Source organism: Pseudomonas sp. GW822-FHT04C11, assembly GCF_058800905.1.
This window is the reverse complement of sequence record NZ_JBXAMS010000031.1, coordinates 1-18,938: the sequence shown is the minus strand read 5'-3', so window position 1 is coordinate 18,938 and position 18,938 is coordinate 1. Positions and strand designations below refer to the sequence as shown.

17 protein-coding genes are annotated in these 18,938 nt (G+C 58.8%); 15 read left to right on the top strand and 2 right to left on the bottom strand.

The genetic code is table 11. The annotated features are described in order from the left end of the window. Window positions 1–179: 179 nt before the first annotated feature. A complete protein-coding gene (locus AC1RJ3_RS29300) occupies window positions 180–1,400 on the bottom strand; it encodes a CaiB/BaiF CoA transferase family protein (RefSeq protein ID WP_347928535.1) in 1,221 nt (406 codons plus the stop codon). A gap of 13 nt (window positions 1,401–1,413) precedes the next feature. Next, window positions 1,414–2,595 carry an acyl-CoA dehydrogenase gene (locus AC1RJ3_RS29295; protein WP_054594978.1) on the bottom strand — a complete coding sequence of 394 codons (1,182 nt, stop codon included), beginning with the start codon at window positions 2,593–2,595 and terminating at the stop codon, window positions 1,414–1,416. A gap of 157 nt (window positions 2,596–2,752) precedes the next feature. On the opposite strand from AC1RJ3_RS29295, the gene AC1RJ3_RS29290 reads away from it, so the two are divergent. The 15 genes from AC1RJ3_RS29290 to AC1RJ3_RS29220 all read left to right on the top strand — a co-directional run bounded on the left by AC1RJ3_RS29290 (window position 2,753) and on the right by AC1RJ3_RS29220 (window position 18,767). Then, the gene (locus AC1RJ3_RS29290) at window positions 2,753–3,673 is read left to right on the top strand and encodes a LysR family transcriptional regulator (protein ID WP_493081925.1); all 921 of its coding nucleotides are present in this window, start codon (window positions 2,753–2,755) and stop codon (window positions 3,671–3,673) included. Window positions 3,674–4,103: 430 nt separating this feature from the next. Next, window positions 4,104–5,225 (top strand): Re/Si-specific NAD(P)(+) transhydrogenase subunit alpha, encoded by a 1,122-nt coding sequence (locus tag AC1RJ3_RS29285; protein ID WP_054594976.1) that lies wholly within the window; start codon window positions 4,104–4,106, stop codon window positions 5,223–5,225. 15 nt (window positions 5,226–5,240) lie between these two features. Next, complete coding sequence (locus AC1RJ3_RS29280) at window positions 5,241–5,564, top strand: NAD(P) transhydrogenase subunit alpha part 2 (protein ID WP_003187010.1); 324 nt, start codon at window positions 5,241–5,243, stop codon at window positions 5,562–5,564. Continuing rightward, complete coding sequence (locus tag AC1RJ3_RS29275; RefSeq protein WP_347928533.1) at window positions 5,564–7,000, top strand: NAD(P)(+) transhydrogenase (Re/Si-specific) subunit beta; 1,437 nt, start codon at window positions 5,564–5,566, stop codon at window positions 6,998–7,000. Before AC1RJ3_RS29280 ends, AC1RJ3_RS29275 begins: the two co-directional genes overlap by 1 nt. A 180-nt stretch (window positions 7,001–7,180) precedes the next feature. Then, the gene (gene scpC / locus AC1RJ3_RS29270; protein ID WP_493081922.1) at window positions 7,181–8,674 is read left to right on the top strand and encodes a succinyl-CoA:acetate CoA-transferase ScpC; all 1,494 of its coding nucleotides are present in this window, start codon (window positions 7,181–7,183) and stop codon (window positions 8,672–8,674) included. 319 nt (window positions 8,675–8,993) lie between these two features. Beyond that, window positions 8,994–9,209, top strand: coding sequence for a DUF1127 domain-containing protein (locus tag AC1RJ3_RS29265; RefSeq protein WP_054594973.1), 216 nt, complete (start codon window positions 8,994–8,996; stop codon window positions 9,207–9,209). Between the two features lie 330 nt (window positions 9,210–9,539). Next, a complete protein-coding gene (locus tag AC1RJ3_RS29260; protein WP_493081927.1) occupies window positions 9,540–9,689 on the top strand; it encodes a DUF1127 domain-containing protein in 150 nt (49 codons plus the stop codon). A 180-nt stretch (window positions 9,690–9,869) separates the two neighbouring features. Continuing rightward, window positions 9,870–10,187, top strand: coding sequence for a DUF2388 domain-containing protein (locus AC1RJ3_RS29255; RefSeq protein WP_019694507.1), 318 nt, complete (start codon window positions 9,870–9,872; stop codon window positions 10,185–10,187). A gap of 106 nt (window positions 10,188–10,293) precedes the next feature. Then, the gene (locus AC1RJ3_RS29250) at window positions 10,294–10,602 is read left to right on the top strand and encodes a DUF2388 domain-containing protein (RefSeq protein WP_054594971.1); all 309 of its coding nucleotides are present in this window, start codon (window positions 10,294–10,296) and stop codon (window positions 10,600–10,602) included. Window positions 10,603–10,628: 26 nt separating this feature from the next. After that, window positions 10,629–10,949, top strand: coding sequence for a DUF2388 domain-containing protein (locus AC1RJ3_RS29245; protein WP_054594970.1), 321 nt, complete (start codon window positions 10,629–10,631; stop codon window positions 10,947–10,949). Further along, the gene (locus AC1RJ3_RS29240; protein ID WP_493081919.1) at window positions 10,946–12,907 is read left to right on the top strand and encodes a DUF7844 domain-containing protein; all 1,962 of its coding nucleotides are present in this window, start codon (window positions 10,946–10,948) and stop codon (window positions 12,905–12,907) included. The genes AC1RJ3_RS29245 and AC1RJ3_RS29240 overlap by 4 nt, the downstream gene beginning before the upstream one ends. Before the next feature lie 407 nt (window positions 12,908–13,314). Next, window positions 13,315–14,622: a CitMHS family transporter gene (locus AC1RJ3_RS29235; protein ID WP_493081917.1), complete on the top strand. Its 1,308-nt coding sequence runs from the start codon at window positions 13,315–13,317 to the stop codon at window positions 14,620–14,622. Between the two features lie 70 nt (window positions 14,623–14,692). Continuing rightward, window positions 14,693–15,460, top strand: a complete 768-nt coding sequence (locus AC1RJ3_RS29230) for a TerC family protein (protein ID WP_216744890.1) — start codon at window positions 14,693–14,695, stop codon at window positions 15,458–15,460. 212 nt (window positions 15,461–15,672) lie between these two features. After that, window positions 15,673–17,331 (top strand): Na/Pi cotransporter family protein, encoded by a 1,659-nt coding sequence (locus AC1RJ3_RS29225; protein WP_347928530.1) that lies wholly within the window; start codon window positions 15,673–15,675, stop codon window positions 17,329–17,331. Window positions 17,332–17,390: 59 nt separating this feature from the next. Next, window positions 17,391–18,767, top strand: a complete 1,377-nt coding sequence (locus AC1RJ3_RS29220) for a M16 family metallopeptidase (protein ID WP_493081914.1) — start codon at window positions 17,391–17,393, stop codon at window positions 18,765–18,767. Window positions 18,768–18,938: the final 171 nt, after the last annotated feature.

Sequence of the window (18,938 nt, the reverse complement as noted above, 5' to 3'; positions counted from 1 at the left end):
GTTTACCAAGGAGTTTTCCGTTTCGACTGCGCCGGAAGTGGGGCGAATTATAGACTTCCAGAATCTGCCGTCAACACTTAATTTTGCTTTTCTATCAATGAGTTGCAGAAAACCGAAAAAACCGTGTTTTTCCCCTCTATATAGAGAGGAAAAACACTGCACCTATATAGAAGGAACCCTCAGAGCACTCCAGCTTCTTTAAAAGCAGCAACGGCGGCAGCCTCAAGACCCAGCACTCGCTGCAAAACCTCAAGCGTGTGCTCACCTAATAGAGGAGGGGCGCTACGGTACTCCACCGGCGTCTCGGACAAGCGAATGGGACTGGCAACCTGCGGCACCAACCCAGCCAGCGCATGAGGAAGCTCGATCGCCAAACCGCGCGCCTTAACCTGCGGATCGGCAAATACCTGCGACAGATCGTTGATCGGCCCGCACGGCACACCCGCCTGCTCCAGCTGCGCCACCCACTCGGCAGTGGTCTTGAAGACCGTAGCCTGACGAATCAGCGGAATCAGCACCGCACGATTCGCAACACGGAGCTTGTTCGTCGCGAACCGTGGATCATCCGCCCACTGCGGCTGACCAGCCACTTCGGCGAACTTGCGGAACTGCCCATCATTCCCCACCGTCAGGATGAAATCACCATCCGCGGTCGGGAAGTCCTGATAGGGAACGATGTTCGGGTGAGCATTACCCAAGCGCTTGGGAGCTATGCCGGTAGTCAGGTAATTCATCGCCTGGTTAGCAAGGCACGCCACCTGAACGTCCAACAACGCCATGTCGATGTGTTGACCACCACCTTCATGCTCCCGATGCGCCAATGCCGCCAGGATCGCCACTGTCGAGTAGAGCCCTGTCAAAATGTCTGTCAGCGCTACACCGACCTTCACCGGCCCGGCACCCTCATCACCTTCAGGGCGCCCGGTCAGGCTCATCAAGCCGCCGAGCCCCTGGATCATGAAATCGTAGCCCGCGCGCTTGGCATAAGGTCCGGTCTGGCCAAAGCCGGTGATCGAGCAATAGATCAGATCAGGATTGATCGCCTTGAGAGTTTCGTAGTCCAGCCCATAAGCGGCCAGACCACCGACCTTGAAATTCTCGATCAGGATGTCGGACTTCGCTGCCAGCTCACGAACCAGACGCTGACCTTCGGCCTGAGTAAAGTCGATAGTCACTGACTGCTTGTTGCGATTAGCCGACAAGTAATAAGCGGCCTCGCTGGTGTTCTCGCCGTAAGCATCCTTAAGGAACGGCGGCCCCCAAGCGCGAGTGTCATCGCCATTGCCCGGGCGCTCGACCTTTATAACCTCGGCGCCGAGATCCGCGAGGATCTGGCCGGCCCAAGGTCCGGCCAGTACTCGTGATAAATCCAGTACCCGCAAATGCGATAACGCACCCATGGCCGCTCTCCTATTAATAGAACGCCTGGAGACCGGTCTGCGCACGACCCAGGATCAGCGCGTGAACGTCGTGAGTCCCTTCATAGGTGTTCACTACCTCAAGGTTGACCAAATGACGCGCAACACCAAATTCGTCGGAGATACCGTTTCCGCCCAACATATCGCGAGCCATTCGGGCGATGTCCAACGACTTGCCGCAAGAGTTGCGCTTCATCATCGAAGTGATTTCGACGGCAGCCGTGCCTTCATCCTTCATACGCCCCAGACGCAGGCAACCTTGCAGAGCCATGGTAATTTCAGTCTGCATGTCCGCCAGCTTCTTCTGGATCAACTGGGTAGCAGCCAGAGGCCGGCCAAACTGCTGACGATCCAGGGTGTACTGGCGAGCGGTGTGCCAGCAGAATTCGGCTGCGCCCAAAGCGCCCCAGGCGATGCCATAACGGGCAGAGTTCAGGCAAGTAAAAGGGCCTTTCAAACCGCGGACATCCGGGAAGATGTTCTCTTCTGGAACGAATACGTTGTCCATCACGATCTCACCGGTAATGGAGGCACGCAGACCGACCTTGCCGTGGATCGCCGGAGCGCTCAGGCCTTTCCAGCCTTTCTCCAGGACGAAGCCACGGATATCGCCGGCGTCATCCTTGCCCCACACCACAAATACGTCAGCGATCGGGCTGTTGGTGATCCACATCTTGCTGCCGGTCAGGCTATAGCCGCCTTCCACTTTGCGTGCACGAGTGATCATCGAGCCCGGATCGGAACCATGGTTCGGCTCTGTCAGACCAAAGCAACCAATCCACTCACCGGTAGCCAGTTTCGGCAGGTATTTCTGTTTCTGCGCTTCAGTACCAAACTCGTTGATCGGCACCATGACCAACGAAGATTGCACGCTCATCATCGAGCGATAGCCAGAGTCGATGCGCTCGACTTCACGAGCGATCAGCCCATAGCTGACATAGTTCAGGCCGCTGCCGCCGTACTGCTCAGGAATGGTCGCCCCCAGCAGACCGATCTCGCCCATTTCGCGGAAGATCGCCGGATCGGTTTTCTCATGACGGAATGCTTCAAGAATGCGTGGAGCCAGCTTGTCCTGAGCAAACTGAGCAGCGCTGTCGCGCACCATGCGCTCTTCTTCGGTGAGCTGTTGATCCAGCAGCAGGGGATCGATCCAGTTGAAGCTAGCTTTACCAGCCATGAGAGAGTCCTCGCGAAGTAGGTCAAATATCGTGGACTGATCCTAGGCGCCGCTGGCGCATTGGGCAAACGAGGATTTTGCATACTGTTGTGCTAATTTCTCACTCCGTAATAGCCTTAGACGCCACCCATGCCAACTATTAGTGAGGTTGCCGTACATGCGCAGGAAGATACCCAGCACAGCCGCACTGATCAGCTTCGAAGCGGCAGCCCGTCATGAGAGCTTTACCAAGGCCGCTCAAGAGTTATCGCTGACTCAAGGAGCGATATGCCGACAGATCGCCAGCCTGGAGGAGTTCCTCAGCGTCGAACTGTTCCGACGCTCACGACGCGGCGTTAAGCTGACCGAAGCAGGGCTTTCCTACAGCCGGCGCGTAGCAACGCAATTGGATGCTGTTGAACGGGACACGCTGTCAGTGATGGGCCAGCAAGGCGCCAACGTCATCGAACTGGCGGTCGTGCCGACCTTTGGTACTCAATGGCTGTTGCCGCGACTCAAGGACTTTCAGCAGCAACATCCGGAAGTCACGGTCAATCTGACCAACCGCACACGACCCTTTCTGTTTGCCGACACCGATTTTGACGCCGCGATCTACTTTGGCGACGCCGATTGGTCCGGTACCGAATCCCACAGGCTGATGGGCGAGAATCCGATGCCGGTGTGCAGCCCGAGATTACTTGGCGATCACACACACCTGAGCGCCGAAATGATTGCCGACCTGCCGCTACTGCAGCAGACCACGCGCCCTTACGCCTGGCGCCAGTGGTTCGACTCACAACATCTGAATGTCCCCCGCGACATGACAGGTCCGCGTTACGAGCTATTCTCCATGCTGGCTCAGGCGGCAATGCATGACATGGGTATCGCACTGATCCCACCGTTCCTGATTCAGCGGGAGCTGGCGGAGAAACGACTGGTGATTGCCAACCCTCAGGCCCTGTCGAGCATCAAGGCCTATTACCTGATGATTCCTGACCGCAAGGTCGAATCAGCCTCTTTACGCGCATTTCGCGATTGGCTGGTTAACCAGGCACATAGCTACAACCTAGAAGGGCAGGGCTTATTCGCAGCAAGCTGACCACGTAGTCAGTAAAATTGAAGCACTACAGATATACGTATTTGTCGCATTTCAACAGACTGTACCTTCAGGAGGCACAATCGTCCCACAAGCGCCTAACGGCGTGGCTTTGCGGCCCTGATTCAACGCAATGCCGCGTCATTCACAGCGCCGATGTGTAATTTCCTGGATTTCGACAGAAATCCTTACAAGGCACGGCCTGCAAGGGATTTAGGCGGTCACTTGCGACATTCGGTCACAGGGTGACTTGTAGTTAATTTTCCGTCACCCGTCATAATCCCTTGAAGGGCACAAAGTTCGCCTGCAAAATGCCGCGCCCCGCCCGAAATACGGCGGGGGCGTGCTGATCGGCCGCCCCAGCCGCACCCTCCGCAGTGCGCTGGCCTTCCAAGAATGATCGAAAGCAATAAGATCAAGCAGGAGATTTGACGTGCACATTGGTGTTCCTCTCGAAACCCAGACCGGTGAAACGCGGGTTGCTGCAACCCCGGAAACCATCAAGAAGCTGATCGGCCAGGGTCATAAGGTCACTGTGCAAAGCGGCGCCGGCATTAATGCCAGCGTTGTCGACAGTGCTTATGAAGCGGCAGGCGCAATGATTGGCAGTGCCAACGAGGCATTTGGCGCAGAGCTGATTCTCAAGGTCGTCGCCCCCAGCGACAGCGAACTGGCCCTGATCAAACGCGGCACCGTGCTGGTGGGCATGCTCAACCCGTTCAGCAATGAAACCATTGCCAAGCTGGCCGAGTGCGGGATTACCGCGTTCTCCCTGGAAGCCGCGCCGCGCACTTCCCGCGCGCAAAGTCTTGATGTGCTGTCCTCGCAAGCCAACATTGCCGGCTATAAAGCCGTATTGCTGGCCGCCCATTACTATCCGCGCTTCATGCCGATGTTGATGACCGCCGCCGGCACCGTGAAGGCCGCGCGCGTGCTGATCCTTGGCGCCGGCGTGGCAGGACTGCAGGCGATCGCCACCGCCAAGCGTCTGGGTGCGGTGATCGAAGCGTCCGATGTGCGCCCGGCGGTGAAGGAACAGATCGAATCCCTCGGCGCCAAGTTCGTCGACGTCCCGTACGAGACCGATGAAGAGCGTGAGTGTGCCGTCGGTGTCGGCGGTTACGCACGCCCTATGCCGGCCAGCTGGATGCAGCGTCAGGCCCTGGCCGTGCACGAACGCGCCAAGCAGGCCGACATCGTCATCACCACCGCACTGATTCCCGGCCGCAAGGCACCTGTGCTGCTGAGCGCTGAAACCGTGGCGCAGATGAAACCCGGTTCGGTGGTCATCGACCTGGCCGCTGCACAAGGCGGCAACTGCCCGCTGACCGTGGCCGACCAGGTGGTGGTCGCGCACGGCGTGACCATTGCCGGCCCGACCAACCTGGCCGCGCAGGTCGGTGCAGACGCCTCGGCGCTGTACGCGCGCAATCTGCTGGACTTCCTGAAGCTGGTCTTCACACCCGAAGGCCAATTTCAGATCAACCTAGAAGACGACATCGTCGCCGCGTGCCTGATGTGCCGCGACGGCCAAGTCATCCGCAAAAACGCCTAAGCAGGGATTCAGACGATGGAAGAGCTTATCTCCCCCGGTATCTACAACCTGATCATCTTCGTGCTGGCGATTTATGTCGGTTATCACGTGGTCTGGAACGTTACACCCGCACTGCACACGCCGTTGATGGCAGTGACCAACGCCATTTCGGCAATCGTGATCGTCGGCGCCATGCTGGCGGCGGCGCTGACCGTGACGCCGCTGGGCAAAACCATGGGCACCCTCGCTGTGGCGCTGGCTGCGGTCAATGTGTTCGGTGGTTTCCTGGTGACCCGCAGAATGCTTGAGATGTTTAAGAAAAAAGCCCCGAAAGCCGTAAAAGAAGAGGCGCCCAAGTAATGAGCATGAACCTTGTCACGACGCTCTACTTGATCGCGTCGATCTGCTTCATCCAGGCCCTGAAGGGCTTGTCGCACCCGACCTCGTCGCGACGCGGCAATGTGTACGGGATGCTCGGCATGGCCTTGGCCATCGTCACCACCGTAGGGCTGGTGTTCAAACTCGGCTCCGAGCTGGCCACCGCCGGTATCGGTTACGTGATCGTCGGCCTGCTGATCGGCGGTACTGCCGGTTCGATCATGGCCAAACGCGTTGAAATGACCAAGATGCCAGAGCTGGTCGCGTTCATGCACAGCATGATCGGTATGGCAGCGGTGTTTATCGCCATCGCCGCCGTGGTCGAGCCGCAGTCGCTGGGCATCGTCAAACAACTGGGCGATTCGATCCCCGCCGGCAACCGTCTGGAGTTGTTCCTCGGCGCCGCCATCGGTGCAATCACCTTCTCCGGTTCGGTGATCGCGTTCGGCAAGCTGTCGGGCAAGTACAAGTTCCGCCTGTTCCAGGGCGCACCGGTACAGTTCAGCGGGCAGCATAAAATCAACCTGCTGTTGGGCCTGGCAACACTGGGCCTGGGCGTCACCTTCATGATGACCGGCAACCTCGGCGCCTTCGCCCTGATGCTGGCCCTGGCCTTCGTGCTCGGCGTAATGATCATTATCCCGATCGGCGGTGCCGACATGCCCGTCGTGGTGTCGATGCTCAACAGCTATTCCGGCTGGGCGGCGGCAGGTATCGGCTTCTCGCTGAACAACTCGATGCTGATCATTGCCGGCTCGCTGGTGGGTTCGTCCGGTGCGATCCTCTCGTACATCATGTGCAAGGCGATGAACCGTTCGTTCTTCAACGTACTGCTCGGTGGCTTCGGCAACAGCGCAGACGCGGCCGGCCCGGCCGGTTCGAAAGAAGCCCGCCCGGTGAAATCCGGTTCGGCAGACGACGCCACCTTCCTGCTGACCAACGCCGACACCGTGATCATCGTTCCAGGCTACGGCCTGGCGGTAGCACGGGCGCAGCACGCGCTTAAAGAGCTGACCGAGAAGCTGACCCACCGTGGCGTGACCGTGAAGTATGCGATCCACCCGGTAGCCGGTCGGATGCCCGGCCACATGAACGTGCTGCTGGCCGAGGCCGAAGTGCCTTACGACCAGGTGTTCGAAATGGAAGACATCAACTCCGAGTTCGGCCAGGCCGATGTGGTACTGGTGCTCGGCGCCAACGACGTGGTCAACCCGGCAGCGAAGAACGACCCGAAATCGCCGATTGCCGGCATGCCGATTCTTGAAGCCTTCAAAGCCAAGACCATCATCGTCAACAAGCGCTCGATGGCCAGCGGCTATGCCGGTCTGGATAACGAGTTGTTTTACCTGGACAAAACCATGATGGTCTTCGGTGATGCCAAGAAGGTCATCGAAGACATGGTTAAAGCCGTCGAGTAAAAACTGCTCCAACGCAATACCGAAAACCCCGGCCTTTAGTAGGCTGGGGTTTTTTATTGCCTGCAGAAAACCGACCAAAGGCTCTAAATCAGGGGCCAGCATTCGACCATGGTCGCGGGGCGAATTTTTTCGAAATCACTAGACTGCGCATCTTGCTTCCGTTGCCCGAGATAACCATCCATGTACCGTGATCGTATCCGCTTGCCTTCGTTGTTGGATAAGGTAATGAGCGCCGCTGACGCTGCCGCTCTGATTCAGGACGGCATGACCGTCGGCATGAGCGGGTTTACCCGCGCCGGCGAAGCCAAAGCCGTGCCCCATGCACTGGCCGAACGCGCCAAGGTCACGCCGCTGAAAATCAGCCTGATGACCGGCGCCAGCCTGGGCAACGACCTCGACAAACAGCTGACCGAAGCCGGTGTGCTGGCCCGTCGTATGCCGTTTCAGGTCGACAGCACCCTGCGAAAGGCGATCAACGCCGGCGAGGTGATGTTCATTGACCAGCATCTATCCGAAACCGTGGAACAACTGCGCAACCAGCAACTCAAGCTGCCGGACATCGCAGTGATTGAAGCCGTGGCGATCACTGAACAGGGCCACATCGTGCCAACCACCTCGGTCGGTAACTCGGCCAGCTTCGCGATTTTCGCCAAGCACGTGATCGTCGAGATCAATCTGGCGCACAACCCGAATCTGGAAGGTCTGCACGACATCTATATCCCGACCTACCGTCCGACCCGCACGCCTATTCCGCTGGTCAAGGTCGACGACCGTATCGGCAGCACTGCGATCCCGATACCGCCGGAAAAGATCGTCGCGATCGTCATCACCAACCAGTCCGACTCGCCGTCCACGGTGCTGCCGCCGGACAACGACACCCAGGCCATTGCCGACCACCTGATCGACTTCTTCAAGCAGGAAGTGGCTGCCGGGCGCATGACCAACAAGCTCGGCCCGCTGCAGGCCGGTATCGGCAGCATCGCCAACTCGGTGATGTGCGGCCTGATCGACTCGCCGTTCGAAGACCTGACCATGTACTCCGAAGTCCTGCAGGACTCGACCTTCGACCTGATCGACGCCGGAAAACTGAGCTTCGCCTCGGGCAGCTCGATCACCCTGTCGAGCCGGCGCAATGCGGATGTGTTTGGCAATCTTGCGCGCTACAAGGACAAACTGGTGCTGCGTCCACAGGAGATCTCCAACCACCCTGAAGTGGTTCGTCGCTTGGGCATCATCGGCATCAATACGGCGCTGGAGTTTGATCTGTACGGCAACGTCAACTCCACCCACGTCTGCGGCACACGGATGATGAACGGCATTGGTGGTTCCGGCGACTTTGCCCGTAACGCGCACCTGGCGATCTTTGTCACCAAATCGATTGCCAAGGGTGGGGCGATTTCCAGTGTGGTGCCAATGGTCAGTCACGTTGACCACACCGAGCATGACGTCGACATCCTCGTGACCGAGATCGGCCTTGCCGATTTACGTGGCCTGGCACCACGGGAGCGGGCGCGGGTGGTGATCGACAACTGTGTGCACCCGGACTACCGCGAAGCACTGAATGCTTACTTCGAGGCGGCCTGCGCCGTCGGCGGACACACCCCGCACATCCTGCGCGATGCCCTCAGCTGGCACATTAACCTGGAAGAAACCGGCAGAATGCTCGCCGTGTGATTGATACAGATGGCAGCTGACGCAAACACAATTTCGTCAGCTCGCCATCGCCAACCCAACATCCTTCAAAAACTGTACTGCTGTACCGGTCATTTCCTACCGTAATTACCCACACTTCCGAGCAAAACACCTAATAATGCACCACTAAAGTGCAGACAGGTACAGTTGCCTCGTTTTCGAGCAGTACAGCACCTATTAACAGTTAACTGGTCCCTCACAATACAGGTGAACTGTATCTAGAGAGACTGGCCAAACGAGAGGATCATTGGCATCAGTTAAACCACTACCTAATCCCGCCATAAGCGGAAGGATGTCAACCATGGAACGTACACTCAGTTCCGAAATGTTCTTCGAAGACAACGCTGTAAAAACCCAGGCTTCCATGCCTCTTCGCGTTATCGCCAACCTGATGCTGTGGCAGCGCCGCATCTCCAGCCGCCACCAACTGGCTCGCCTGGATTCGCGTCTGCTGGCTGACGCAGGGATTAGCGAAGCACAACGCTACGAAGAGCTGAGCAAGCCGTTCTGGCGCTAAGTTAGCGTCGCTGGCCCTGACCTACCGGGTCCACCGCCAGCACCCCGAATTGCACACACAAAACCCGTCGTGGGAAACCACGACGGGTTTTGTCGTTTCAGGGCTGAAAAACGGCGGGTACAGAAGGGCGATCGCACGACAAGTACAGTTTCAACAACCAACAAACTGAACCAGTACAATTTAACATTGGTGTATCTGCTCCAGCGACGGCGAAACGCCCAACATGGTCTTCCAAGGCTGCTCAATCAGCCTGTTCGCGAGGAACACACCATGAATCGGTTACTTGAAGTTCCGCTCCCGCCTACTCGCAAGCTTTCCTTGCTCAAGCGTATGGCCCGGCTGATCGTCGCTATCGGTCAAAGCATGGAAAAAGCGCGCACCCGCCGCCTGCTCGCGCAACTTAATGAACAGCAGCTGTCTGACATAGGTATCAGCCATTCAGATCGCCTGGTCGAACTGGACAAACCTTTTTGGCGCTAACCGTGTCTAGATGGGGTGACAGGGCTATTCGAACGGTTGAACAACGGCCTAATATCCAAAGACAACGTGGCGAGCCCTGCGCAGGGTATGTCTGATCTCTCAGACGTTACGCATCACGCCGTGGCTGCCCGACGTTATTCTTGGCGTCACCATTTATGGTTTATTCACAGGAGTTACCCCATGTCCCGTCTTCGTCTGCTCAGCGTTGCAGCACTGCTGGCTGTGGCTGCCAATTCGCACGCCTCCAGCTTCATTATCACCACAGACACTGTCGTCGGCGCACTCAAGGACAGCTCCGACGCCACAACAAATCTCTCCTCTTCGCTGCGGGACAAGAAGATCGTTCGCGCTGCCCGTGATGACGCTGCCAGCTTCGTAGCCAGCGAAGGCGCCATCCGTGGCGTGCGCCTGGAAAGTGCTCTCGACTACATCCACACACAGGCTCCACAGTTGAAAGCCACTGACGCACAGCTGGCTCAAGCCATTCTGGCGATCTGATCGACGTCGGAAAACGGGGCTCTCAGATTGGGCCCCGTTTCCTCGGCGCTGGCTCTGGTCCGGGCATTGCGCTAGCCTTGGGACTCGTTTCCAACCGTCGAGCCTCATGCATTTTCTTTCAAAACCATTTATCACATCCCTGTTTATCACTGCCTGCTGGAGCAGTCCGGCCCATGCCCTGGACCTGACTACGCAGAATCTCGTCGTCACCACTTATGTGACAAGCAAGGTGACCTCCGCGCCCTTCGACCATAAACTGCTACTCGCTGCCCACGATGATGCGGCGGCGTACATTGCCAGTGACGGTCAACTGCGAGGAGCGCAACTGGAGTCCGCCCTGGTTTACCTGCGTCAGACCCAGCCAAAACTTCATGCCAGCGACCTTGAACTGGCACAGGCAATTCTCGTCCAATAGTTATCCTGTTTTTCCGGAGTCGTTCCATGCGTAGCCCGCTGATTGCTGCCACCCTTGGCCTGTTACTGTTGGCCGACGTGGCCCAGGCACACACCCTCGAAGCCACCAGTAACATGATCATCCGTGCCTCCCAGCGCACGCTCGATTTCACCTCCGACACCACCACCTCGATTCGTGACCTGAAAGTCGTCCGTGAAGCCCACGACGACGCGGCCAGTTTCGTCGCCAGCAATGGCGATATCCGTGGTGCACACCTGGAAGCTGCCTTCGACACCTTGCGCACCCGAGTGCCGGAAGCCCGCGACGCCAGTGATCAAGTCCTCGCCGAAGCCATCCTCGCACTGTGAAGACACTAGCCGCCTGGCTGATGGCCGGGGCCGTATTGCTGCTTTGCAGCGCGGCTCAGGCCAGCCTGCAACTACACCTCAAGACCGACGGTCTGAGCCCGGCAGAACAGCAGGCCAGCCAGGCACTGCTGGATGAAGCGATGCAGGCATTGCCGCCGCGCTTCATCGAGCAACTGGACCGCCGGATTGATGTTGGCTGGACCGACGCAATGCCCGGTAACGCCTACGGAGAGGCGTCCCTGGTGTCAGAGGTGGACCTCAATCGCAACCTGCTGGCCAGCCTCACCGACGGCAGCGCCGCGACGAAAAAAACCAATCGCCCCCACGGCACCGTTCGCCGCGAAATGCTCGCCACGGTGCTGCATGAACTCACGCACATTTATGACCGTGCGCGCTTGTGGACCAGTGCCGAGCGTTTGCAGATCCAACGCTGTACGCGACAGAGCAACAGTTCAGGCCTGGTTGGCCTTCCTGATCAATGCCGTGGCCAGACTGACCGTCGTTTCACCTTGAGCGACGATCCGCGCCTGCTGGACCTCGCCGGCTGGCCGCAATACGTTGGCCGACGCGGTGAACGCGAACAGCACAATCGACAAATTGTCCGCAGCCCGGACCTCTACGAGACGAGCAGCCCCAAGGAATTTGTCGCGGTCAACATGGAGTACTTCCTCCTCGACCCGAGCTACGCCTGTCGCCGCCCGGCGCTGTACCGTTATTACCAGGAACACTTCGGCTGGGCGCCACCGGCCAAGGACAACTGCGCCCAATCCTTCGCCTTCCTGAACGCGGGCAACGACTTCGCCAAACAACCGCTGGGCCAGGTCGATCCGGAAAGGGTCTACTCCGTCGACTACCTGCTGGCCGAAGCCAATCAGAATCTGGTCAGCCGCTGGGGCCACAGCATGTTGCGGCTGGTGATTTGTGCGCCCGGTCGCCCGCGCGGACCGGATTGCCGACTGGACCTGGAATACTCCCTGGTGCTGTCCTACCGTGCCTTTGTCGGCGACGTACAACTGTCGAGCTGGGATGGTCTGGTCGGCAAGTATCCGTCGCGACTCTTCGTGTTGCCGCTGTCGCAAGTCATCGACGAATACACCAAGACCGAACTGCGCAGCCTGGCCTCGGTGCCACTCAATCTGTCGCGCAGTGAAATTGGAGAGTTGGTCGAACACGCCGCCGAAATGCATTGGAGCTACGACGGCAACTATTACTTCCTGTCCAACAACTGCGCGGTCGAGAGCCTGAAGCTGTTGCGCAGTGGCAGCAACAATCCACAACTGGTCGGCATGGACAGCATCATGCCCAACGGCTTGCTGGAAATACTCAAGGCCCGCGGACTGGCGGATACCAGCGTGCTCGACAATCCGCGCGAGGCCTTGCGCCTGGGCTATCGCTTCGACTCGTTCCGCGATCGCTATCAAGCGATGTTCGAGGTGCTGAAAAAGCACCTGCCGATCAAACAGGACAAGGTTGAAGACTGGATGGCGCTGACGGCCGCAGAACGTCGCCCGTGGTTTCAGCAGGCCGATCTGCGCACCAGCGCTGCGCTGCTGTTGCTGGAGCAGGCGAGTTTCCGCCAGCAATTGTTGCTTGCCCAGAATGAGGTGAAACAACGCTACCTGGATGCCCGCGAGTTGAAAAACGGCGGTATGGACCAGGCCAATCAGACCTTGAAGCAGATTCTCGTCAACAGTGGTTTCCTCAGCCGTCCGGCAGAACTGCTCGACAGGGGCGGTTACGGCCTGCCACAGCCCAATGAATGGAAACGCCTGGAGTCGGAGAGCAGTACGCGACAGAAGAAATTACAGGTGTTGACCGGCGATCTGGACAAAGAGGTCAGGGCGCTGCTTGAGCCAGCCCGAGCCGCCGAGATCGCCGCGAATGAGGCCAACATCAAACAGCTGGGCGAGCACCTGCGAGCGTTGCATAAGGCGGCCGGTGGGCTGGAGTTGCCTTAAGTCGACCCGTTAAATTGATACCGCAGTTATCCACAATGGCATCCGTCTGAGTGCAGCCCGCTCATTGCGATGCCTCCTTCTTCATATTTAACGCCGTCAAACCGCGGTATTGGCCACTACTTCAGGCCGCGCCAGCCCACTTCGAACATCTCGTCAGGTGTTTGCCCAGCGAAAGCTGGCTGAAAGGTTTGCCCATTAGGATCGCCCGCACTGCCGGCAACAGACCGGTTGGCCAAACGAGTGTCGCAACGTTCGCACGGCCCAATTAACAACAACAATGGTGATTCTGATGTCCGCTCGTACCCGCCTGTTTGCCCCGACTCCCCCCGTACGCCTCGTGCTTTCCGTTCTGCGCTGACCCCACCCGGTTCGCCATTCCCTAGCCGCGCTACGCCTGGAGTATTCCCATGCTGACTTTCCTTGGCTTCGCCATGGTCATCACGTTCATGTACCTGATCATGACCAAGCGCCTGTCGGCGCTGATCGCCCTGATCATCGTTCCGATCCTGTTCGCCCTGTTCGGTGGTTTTGCCCCGAAGATCGGCCCGATGATGCTCGAAGGCATCACCAAGCTGGCCCCGACCGGGGTGATGCTGATGTTCGCCATCCTCTATTTCGCCCTGATGATCGACTCCGGCCTGTTTGATCCGGCCGTGCGCAAGATCCTCAAACTGGTCAAGGGCGACCCGCTGAAGGTTTCCGTAGGCACCGCTGTGCTGGCCCTGGTGGTGTCCATGGACGGTGACGGCGCCACGACTTACATGATCTGCGTGGCCGCCATGCTGCCGCTGTACAGCCGCATCGGCATGAGCCCGCGGATCATGGCCGGCCTGATCATCCTCGCCGGTGGCGTAATGAACATGACCCCGTGGGGCGGCCCGACCGCACGTGCCGCCAGTGCATTGCATGTCGACCCCTCGGACATCTTCGTGCCGATGATCCCCGCCATGCTCGCTGGCGTGGTGGCGATCCTGGCGATTGCCTACCTGTACGGTAAACGTGAACGTGCGCGCCTGGGTGAATTGCACCTGATCGGCGACGAAATCGACCACAGCGAAATCAGCGTTTCGCAGTTCCCGGATGCTCGTCGTCCGAAGCTGATCTGGTTCAACGGCGCCCTGACCCTGGCCCTGATGTGTGCCCTGATCGCAGGCCTGCTGCCACTGCCGGTGTTGTTCATGGTCGCGTTCAGTATTGCGATGATCGTCAACTACCCTTGCCTGCAACAGCAAAAAGATCGCGTTGCGGCCCACGCCGGCAGCGTGCTGGCAGTGGTCGGGCTGATTTTCGCCGCCGGTATCTTCACCGGCATCCTGTCCGGCACCGGCATGGTCGATGCCATGTCGAAAAGCCTGCTGGCCGTGATCCCGGATTTCCTCGGTCCGTACCTGGCCGTGATCACCGCACTGGCGAGCATGCCGTTCACCTTCTTCATGTCCAACGATGCGTTTTACTACGGTGTATTGCCGGTTCTGGCCGAAGCCGCCAGCCACTACGGCATCACCGCGGTGGAGATGGCACGTGCCTCGATCGTCGGTCAACCCGTCCACTTGCTGAGTCCGCTGGTACCCTCCACCTACTTGCTGGTGGCATTGGCCGGGATCGAATTCGGTGACCACCAACGCTTTACCCTGAAGTGGGCAGTACTGGTTTGCCTGTGCATACTCGTCGCTGCATTGCTGATGGGGATTTTCCCGCTGTTCAGCACCTTGTAACGGCATCAACTCACCGTGCCGCCAGCTAAATGCTGGCGTCGTGGTTTAACACTCGCTCAAAGGAATACACATGGAATGGCTGACCAACCCTGAAATCTGGGTTGCCTTCTTCACGCTGACGGCCCTGGAAATCGTACTGGGCATCGACAACATCATCATGATCTCGATCCTCGTCAGCCGCATGCCCAAGCACATGCAGGCGCGCACCCGGATCTTCGGCCTGGCGCTGGCCATGGTCACGCGAATCCTGTTGTTGCTGTCGATCACCTGGGTCATGCGCCTGACCGCCGACTTGTTCGTGGTCTTCGGTCAGGGTATTTCCGGGCGAGACCTGATCCTGTTCTTCGGTGGCCTGTTCCTGCTGTGGAAAAGCTCCCAGGAGATGTTTCACGCACTGGAAGGTGAAGACGAAACCTCCGACGAGCCAGGTGGCAAGGGCGGCAACTTCCTCTACACCATCATCCAGATCGCGATCATCGACATCGTGTTCTCTCTGGACTCGGTGATCACCGCGGTCGGCATGGTGTCCCATGTTCCGGTCATGGTTGCCGCGATCATCGTTGCGGTACTGGTGATGATGATGGCCTCGGGCATGATCAGCGCGTTCATCGACAAGCATCCGTCGCTGAAAATGCTCGCGCTGTCGTTCCTGCTGGTGGTGGGTACCGTGCTGATCGCCGAAGCCTTCGGTGTGCATGTACCCAAAGGCTACGTCTACTTCGCCATGGCGTTCTCGCTGGCCGTGGAGGCGATCAACATCAAGATGCGCACCGCGATCGCGAAAAAGAAGAAACAGCAGGAGCCGGTGAAACTGCGCAAGGACATCCCGGGTCAATAACCTGAATGCACAGTAGAAGAAGGGGCTTTCGAGCCCCTTTTTCACGCCCGCGTGAAGCTGTTTTCATGACAGTTTTGTTTCAATCGACTCTTTAGCTATGCGATGCTGGCGCCCGGACCGTTAGCCAACTACAGCTTAAATACAGAACGTAGAACGTCGCGCGGCATCGTCAACTTGCTCCATTGGGGCGCTGTCCATTCAGGGGGCCCAGTATGCTGACCCTGCTCAATCTACTGTCCGCCGTCGCCCTGCTTATTTGGGGCACGCACATCGTCCGAACCGGCATCCTGCGGGTCTACGGCTCGAACCTGCGCCATGTCATTGGCCAGAACATGTCCAAGCGCTGGCTGGCCTTTATCGCCGGGATTCTCGTCACCGCGATGGTCCAGAGCAGCAACGCCACAGCGATGCTGGTGACCTCGTTTGTCGGCCAGGGCCTGATGGCGCTGACGCCCGCCCTGGCGACCATGCTCGGTGCCGACGTCGGTACCGCACTGATGGCGCGGGTCCTGACGCTGGATTTGTCATGGCTGTCGCCGCTGCTGATTTTCCTCGGGGTGATTTTCTTTCTCTCACGCAAGCAGACGCGTGCAGGCCAGCTCGGCCGGGTCGGCATCGGTCTGGGGCTGATTATTCTCGCGCTGCAATTGATCGTCGAAGCGGCCGATCCAATCACCCACGCTCATGGCGTCAAAGTACTGTTTGCCTCGCTGACGGGCGACATCCTGCTCGATGCCCTCGTCGGGGCGCTGTTCGCGATGATTTCCTACTCCAGCCTGGCCGCCGTCCTGCTCACCGCAACCCTTGCCGGTGCCGGAGTGATCAGCCTGCCAGTGGCCATCGGCCTGGTGATCGGCGCCAACATCGGCAGCGGTGTCCTGGCATTTCTCAGCACCAGCATGCAGAACACTGCCGGACGTCAGGTGGCGTTGGGCAGCCTGCTCTACAAGATGATCGGCCTGCTGCTGATCATTCCGGTGCTCGGCCCGCTGGTGCACTGGATGGACAGCCTCAATTTCCGCCCGCAAGGCCTGGTGATCGGCTTTCATCTGCTCTACAACACGGTACGTTGCCTGGTGCTGTTGCCCAGCGTCGGTCCGATGGCCAGGCTCTGTGCCTGGCTGTTGCCAGAGCGCCCGGAAATCAACGGACAGGCCAAGCCTCGCCACCTGGACCCGACAGCTCTCACCACGCCAAGCCTGGCCTTGGCCAACGCCGCCCGGGAAACCCTGCGCATCGGCGACCTGATCGACAACATGCTTGAAGCCATGCTCGATGTACTGCGTGGCAAGCAAACCGCCGTCACTCAGGAAGTGCGCCGCCTGAGCGATGACGTCGAAGTCCTCTGCAGCGCGATCAAACTCTATCTGGCGCAGATGCCCCGCGAAGACCTCAGCGACCAGGACAGTCGGCGCTGGGCAGAAATCATCGAGCTGGCGATCAATCTGAAACTCGCCTCTGACCTGATCGAACGCATGTTGCGCAAGGTCCAGCAGCAGAAGACCTCGCAACGCCGCTCCTTTTCCGACGTCGGCCTGGAAGAGCTGGCGGGGTTGCACCATCAGTTGATCGCCAACCTGCGTCTGGGGCTGTCGGTGTTTCTGAGTGCCGACAAGGAAAGCGCCCGGCAACTGCTGCGTGAGAAACGTCGCTTCCGCGCGCAGGAAAGACGCTTGGCTCACGCCCATGTCAGCCGCTTGCACCGTAAGGTCGTGCAAAGCCTCGAAACCAGCTCGCTGCACCTGGAGCTGATCGCCGACATGAGACGCTTGAACTCGCTGTTCTGTGGCAGCGCCTATGTTGTCCTCGAAACCACCGAAACCGGTACATTGGCTGCCGACGATACGGCTGATATCACCCATTCACCCTGAACGTCTAGCGTTGACAGCAGTCACTTAGAAGATCGCTTTTACCCGCCAGGAAGGTTGCTATGCGCTGTCTGTTGTTTGCGTGCCTGCTATTGAGTTCCACCTGCTCATTTGCCCTGGATCGCTTTCAGGTCGAAGGTTATTCGCTGCCCAACGGCTTGCAGTTAGTGCTCAAGCCCGGCAGCGAACGCGGGCATGTAGCAATTCGCCTGGTGGTCGGCGTTGGCCTCGACGACTTCGCCTGCGCCGACAAAGAGCTGCCGCACCTGCTTGAACATTTGCTGTTCAGTGGCATCGACGCGAGCGGCGAAGGCGGGCTTGAGGAGCGCATGCAGGCACTGGGTGGCGAATGGAACGCCTACACCAGTAACGCCGACACCACGTTCGTCATCGAAGCACCGGCAAAAAATCAACGCAAAGTCCTCGACCTGTTGCTGGCACTACTGACCCAGACCCGACTCGACGACAACGCAATCAGCGCGGCCAAACAGGTGGTCGAGCGCGAAGATGGCGGCCATTACTCCCACTTGCAGCGCTGGCTCGACCGCCAGGACCTGGGCCACACGGCGAGCAATCAGCTGGCGGTGGAGCTGGGCCTGAAGTGCTCGGAACGTGCCCAGGTAGAGCACCTGACCCGCGAACAATTGGAGAAGGTCCGCAAAGAGTGGTACGCACCGAACAACATGACACTGATTATTGTCGGTGAGCTCGATCGCCTGCTGCCGGCCTACCTGGAGCGCACCTATGGCGAGCTCAAAGCCATTGATCCCACCGAGCACTTGCCGCTGCCGGAGATCCAGCACCCGGCGCTCGACGAACGCAATCTGATCCAGGGCTGGGTGGGGGGTGGCGCCAAACTGCACTGGTTGTTCCCGGAACCGGCGCTTGAGGACCAATATGACGAAACGTACGACCTGCTCAAGGACTACCTCGACTGGGCGCTTTATCGTCAATTGCGTCTGGCTCACGGATTGTCCTACGGCCCCTGGGCCGAACGCGAAGTGTTCGGCAGTGTCGGCTTCCTTAGCCTGAACGCCGATCTGGAGCGCGATGATCTGCCACAAGCGCAGCAGGTACTCGAGGATCTGAAAGCCGATCTGCTCAAGAACGGCCTCGACCCCGCAGGCTTTGAACGCCTGAAACAGGTCGCCATCGCCCGACAGGCCTGGGCCGTGCAAGGCAACAGCGGACTGGCCGACTACTACTGGAGTGCCATTGGCGACTATGAGGACGGACATTTCGACGACCCGGCCAAACGCCTGCAAACAGTCACTCTGGACCAGGCCAACCAAGCCCTGCGCAAATTGCTCGAACAGCAGGGTTACATTCGCATCGAGAAGCCGCTGCTCAGTTATGACGAGGTGCTGTGGTTGCTCGGCGGGGTATTGGGGTTGATGGCGCTGGGCGTTCCAAGTTGGCGCTTGTATCGCAAAAAATGATGACTGTGGCGAGGGAGCTTGCTCCCGCTCGGGTGCGCAGCAGCCGCAAACGGTCGCTGGAGTTCAACTTTCGCAATCGCGCTGGCAGTTTTTAGGGGGGTGTCAGAAATTTTGTGTTCGGGCATAACATGAGTAAGAGGTGCATGTATGCCAACCAAAAAGAAACCTGCG

Excerpts from the sequence above, each read along its gene's own strand:
- AC1RJ3_RS29265 (WP_054594973.1), top strand. The coding sequence starts at position 8,994 with ATGGAACGTACACTCAGTTCCGAAATGTTCTTCGAAGACAACGCTGTA.
- AC1RJ3_RS29290 (WP_493081925.1), top strand. The coding sequence starts at position 2,753 with ATGCGCAGGAAGATACCCAGCACAGCCGCACTGATCAGCTTCGAAGCG.
- AC1RJ3_RS29300 (WP_347928535.1), bottom strand. The coding sequence starts at position 1,400 with ATGGGTGCGTTATCGCATTTGCGGGTACTGGATTTATCACGAGTACTG.
- AC1RJ3_RS29275 (WP_347928533.1), top strand. The coding sequence starts at position 5,564 with ATGAGCATGAACCTTGTCACGACGCTCTACTTGATCGCGTCGATCTGC.
- AC1RJ3_RS29225 (WP_347928530.1), top strand. The coding sequence starts at position 15,673 with ATGCTGACCCTGCTCAATCTACTGTCCGCCGTCGCCCTGCTTATTTGG.
- AC1RJ3_RS29230 (WP_216744890.1), top strand. The coding sequence starts at position 14,693 with ATGGAATGGCTGACCAACCCTGAAATCTGGGTTGCCTTCTTCACGCTG.
- AC1RJ3_RS29245 (WP_054594970.1), top strand. The coding sequence starts at position 10,629 with ATGCGTAGCCCGCTGATTGCTGCCACCCTTGGCCTGTTACTGTTGGCC.
- AC1RJ3_RS29255 (WP_019694507.1), top strand. The coding sequence starts at position 9,870 with ATGTCCCGTCTTCGTCTGCTCAGCGTTGCAGCACTGCTGGCTGTGGCT.
- AC1RJ3_RS29235 (WP_493081917.1), top strand. The coding sequence starts at position 13,315 with ATGCTGACTTTCCTTGGCTTCGCCATGGTCATCACGTTCATGTACCTG.
- AC1RJ3_RS29260 (WP_493081927.1), top strand. The coding sequence starts at position 9,540 with ATGGCCCGGCTGATCGTCGCTATCGGTCAAAGCATGGAAAAAGCGCGC.
- AC1RJ3_RS29280 (WP_003187010.1), top strand. The coding sequence starts at position 5,241 with ATGGAAGAGCTTATCTCCCCCGGTATCTACAACCTGATCATCTTCGTG.
- AC1RJ3_RS29220 (WP_493081914.1), top strand. The coding sequence starts at position 17,391 with ATGCGCTGTCTGTTGTTTGCGTGCCTGCTATTGAGTTCCACCTGCTCA.
- AC1RJ3_RS29250 (WP_054594971.1), top strand. The coding sequence starts at position 10,294 with ATGCATTTTCTTTCAAAACCATTTATCACATCCCTGTTTATCACTGCC.
- scpC (WP_493081922.1), top strand. The coding sequence starts at position 7,181 with ATGTACCGTGATCGTATCCGCTTGCCTTCGTTGTTGGATAAGGTAATG.
- AC1RJ3_RS29295 (WP_054594978.1), bottom strand. The coding sequence starts at position 2,595 with ATGGCTGGTAAAGCTAGCTTCAACTGGATCGATCCCCTGCTGCTGGAT.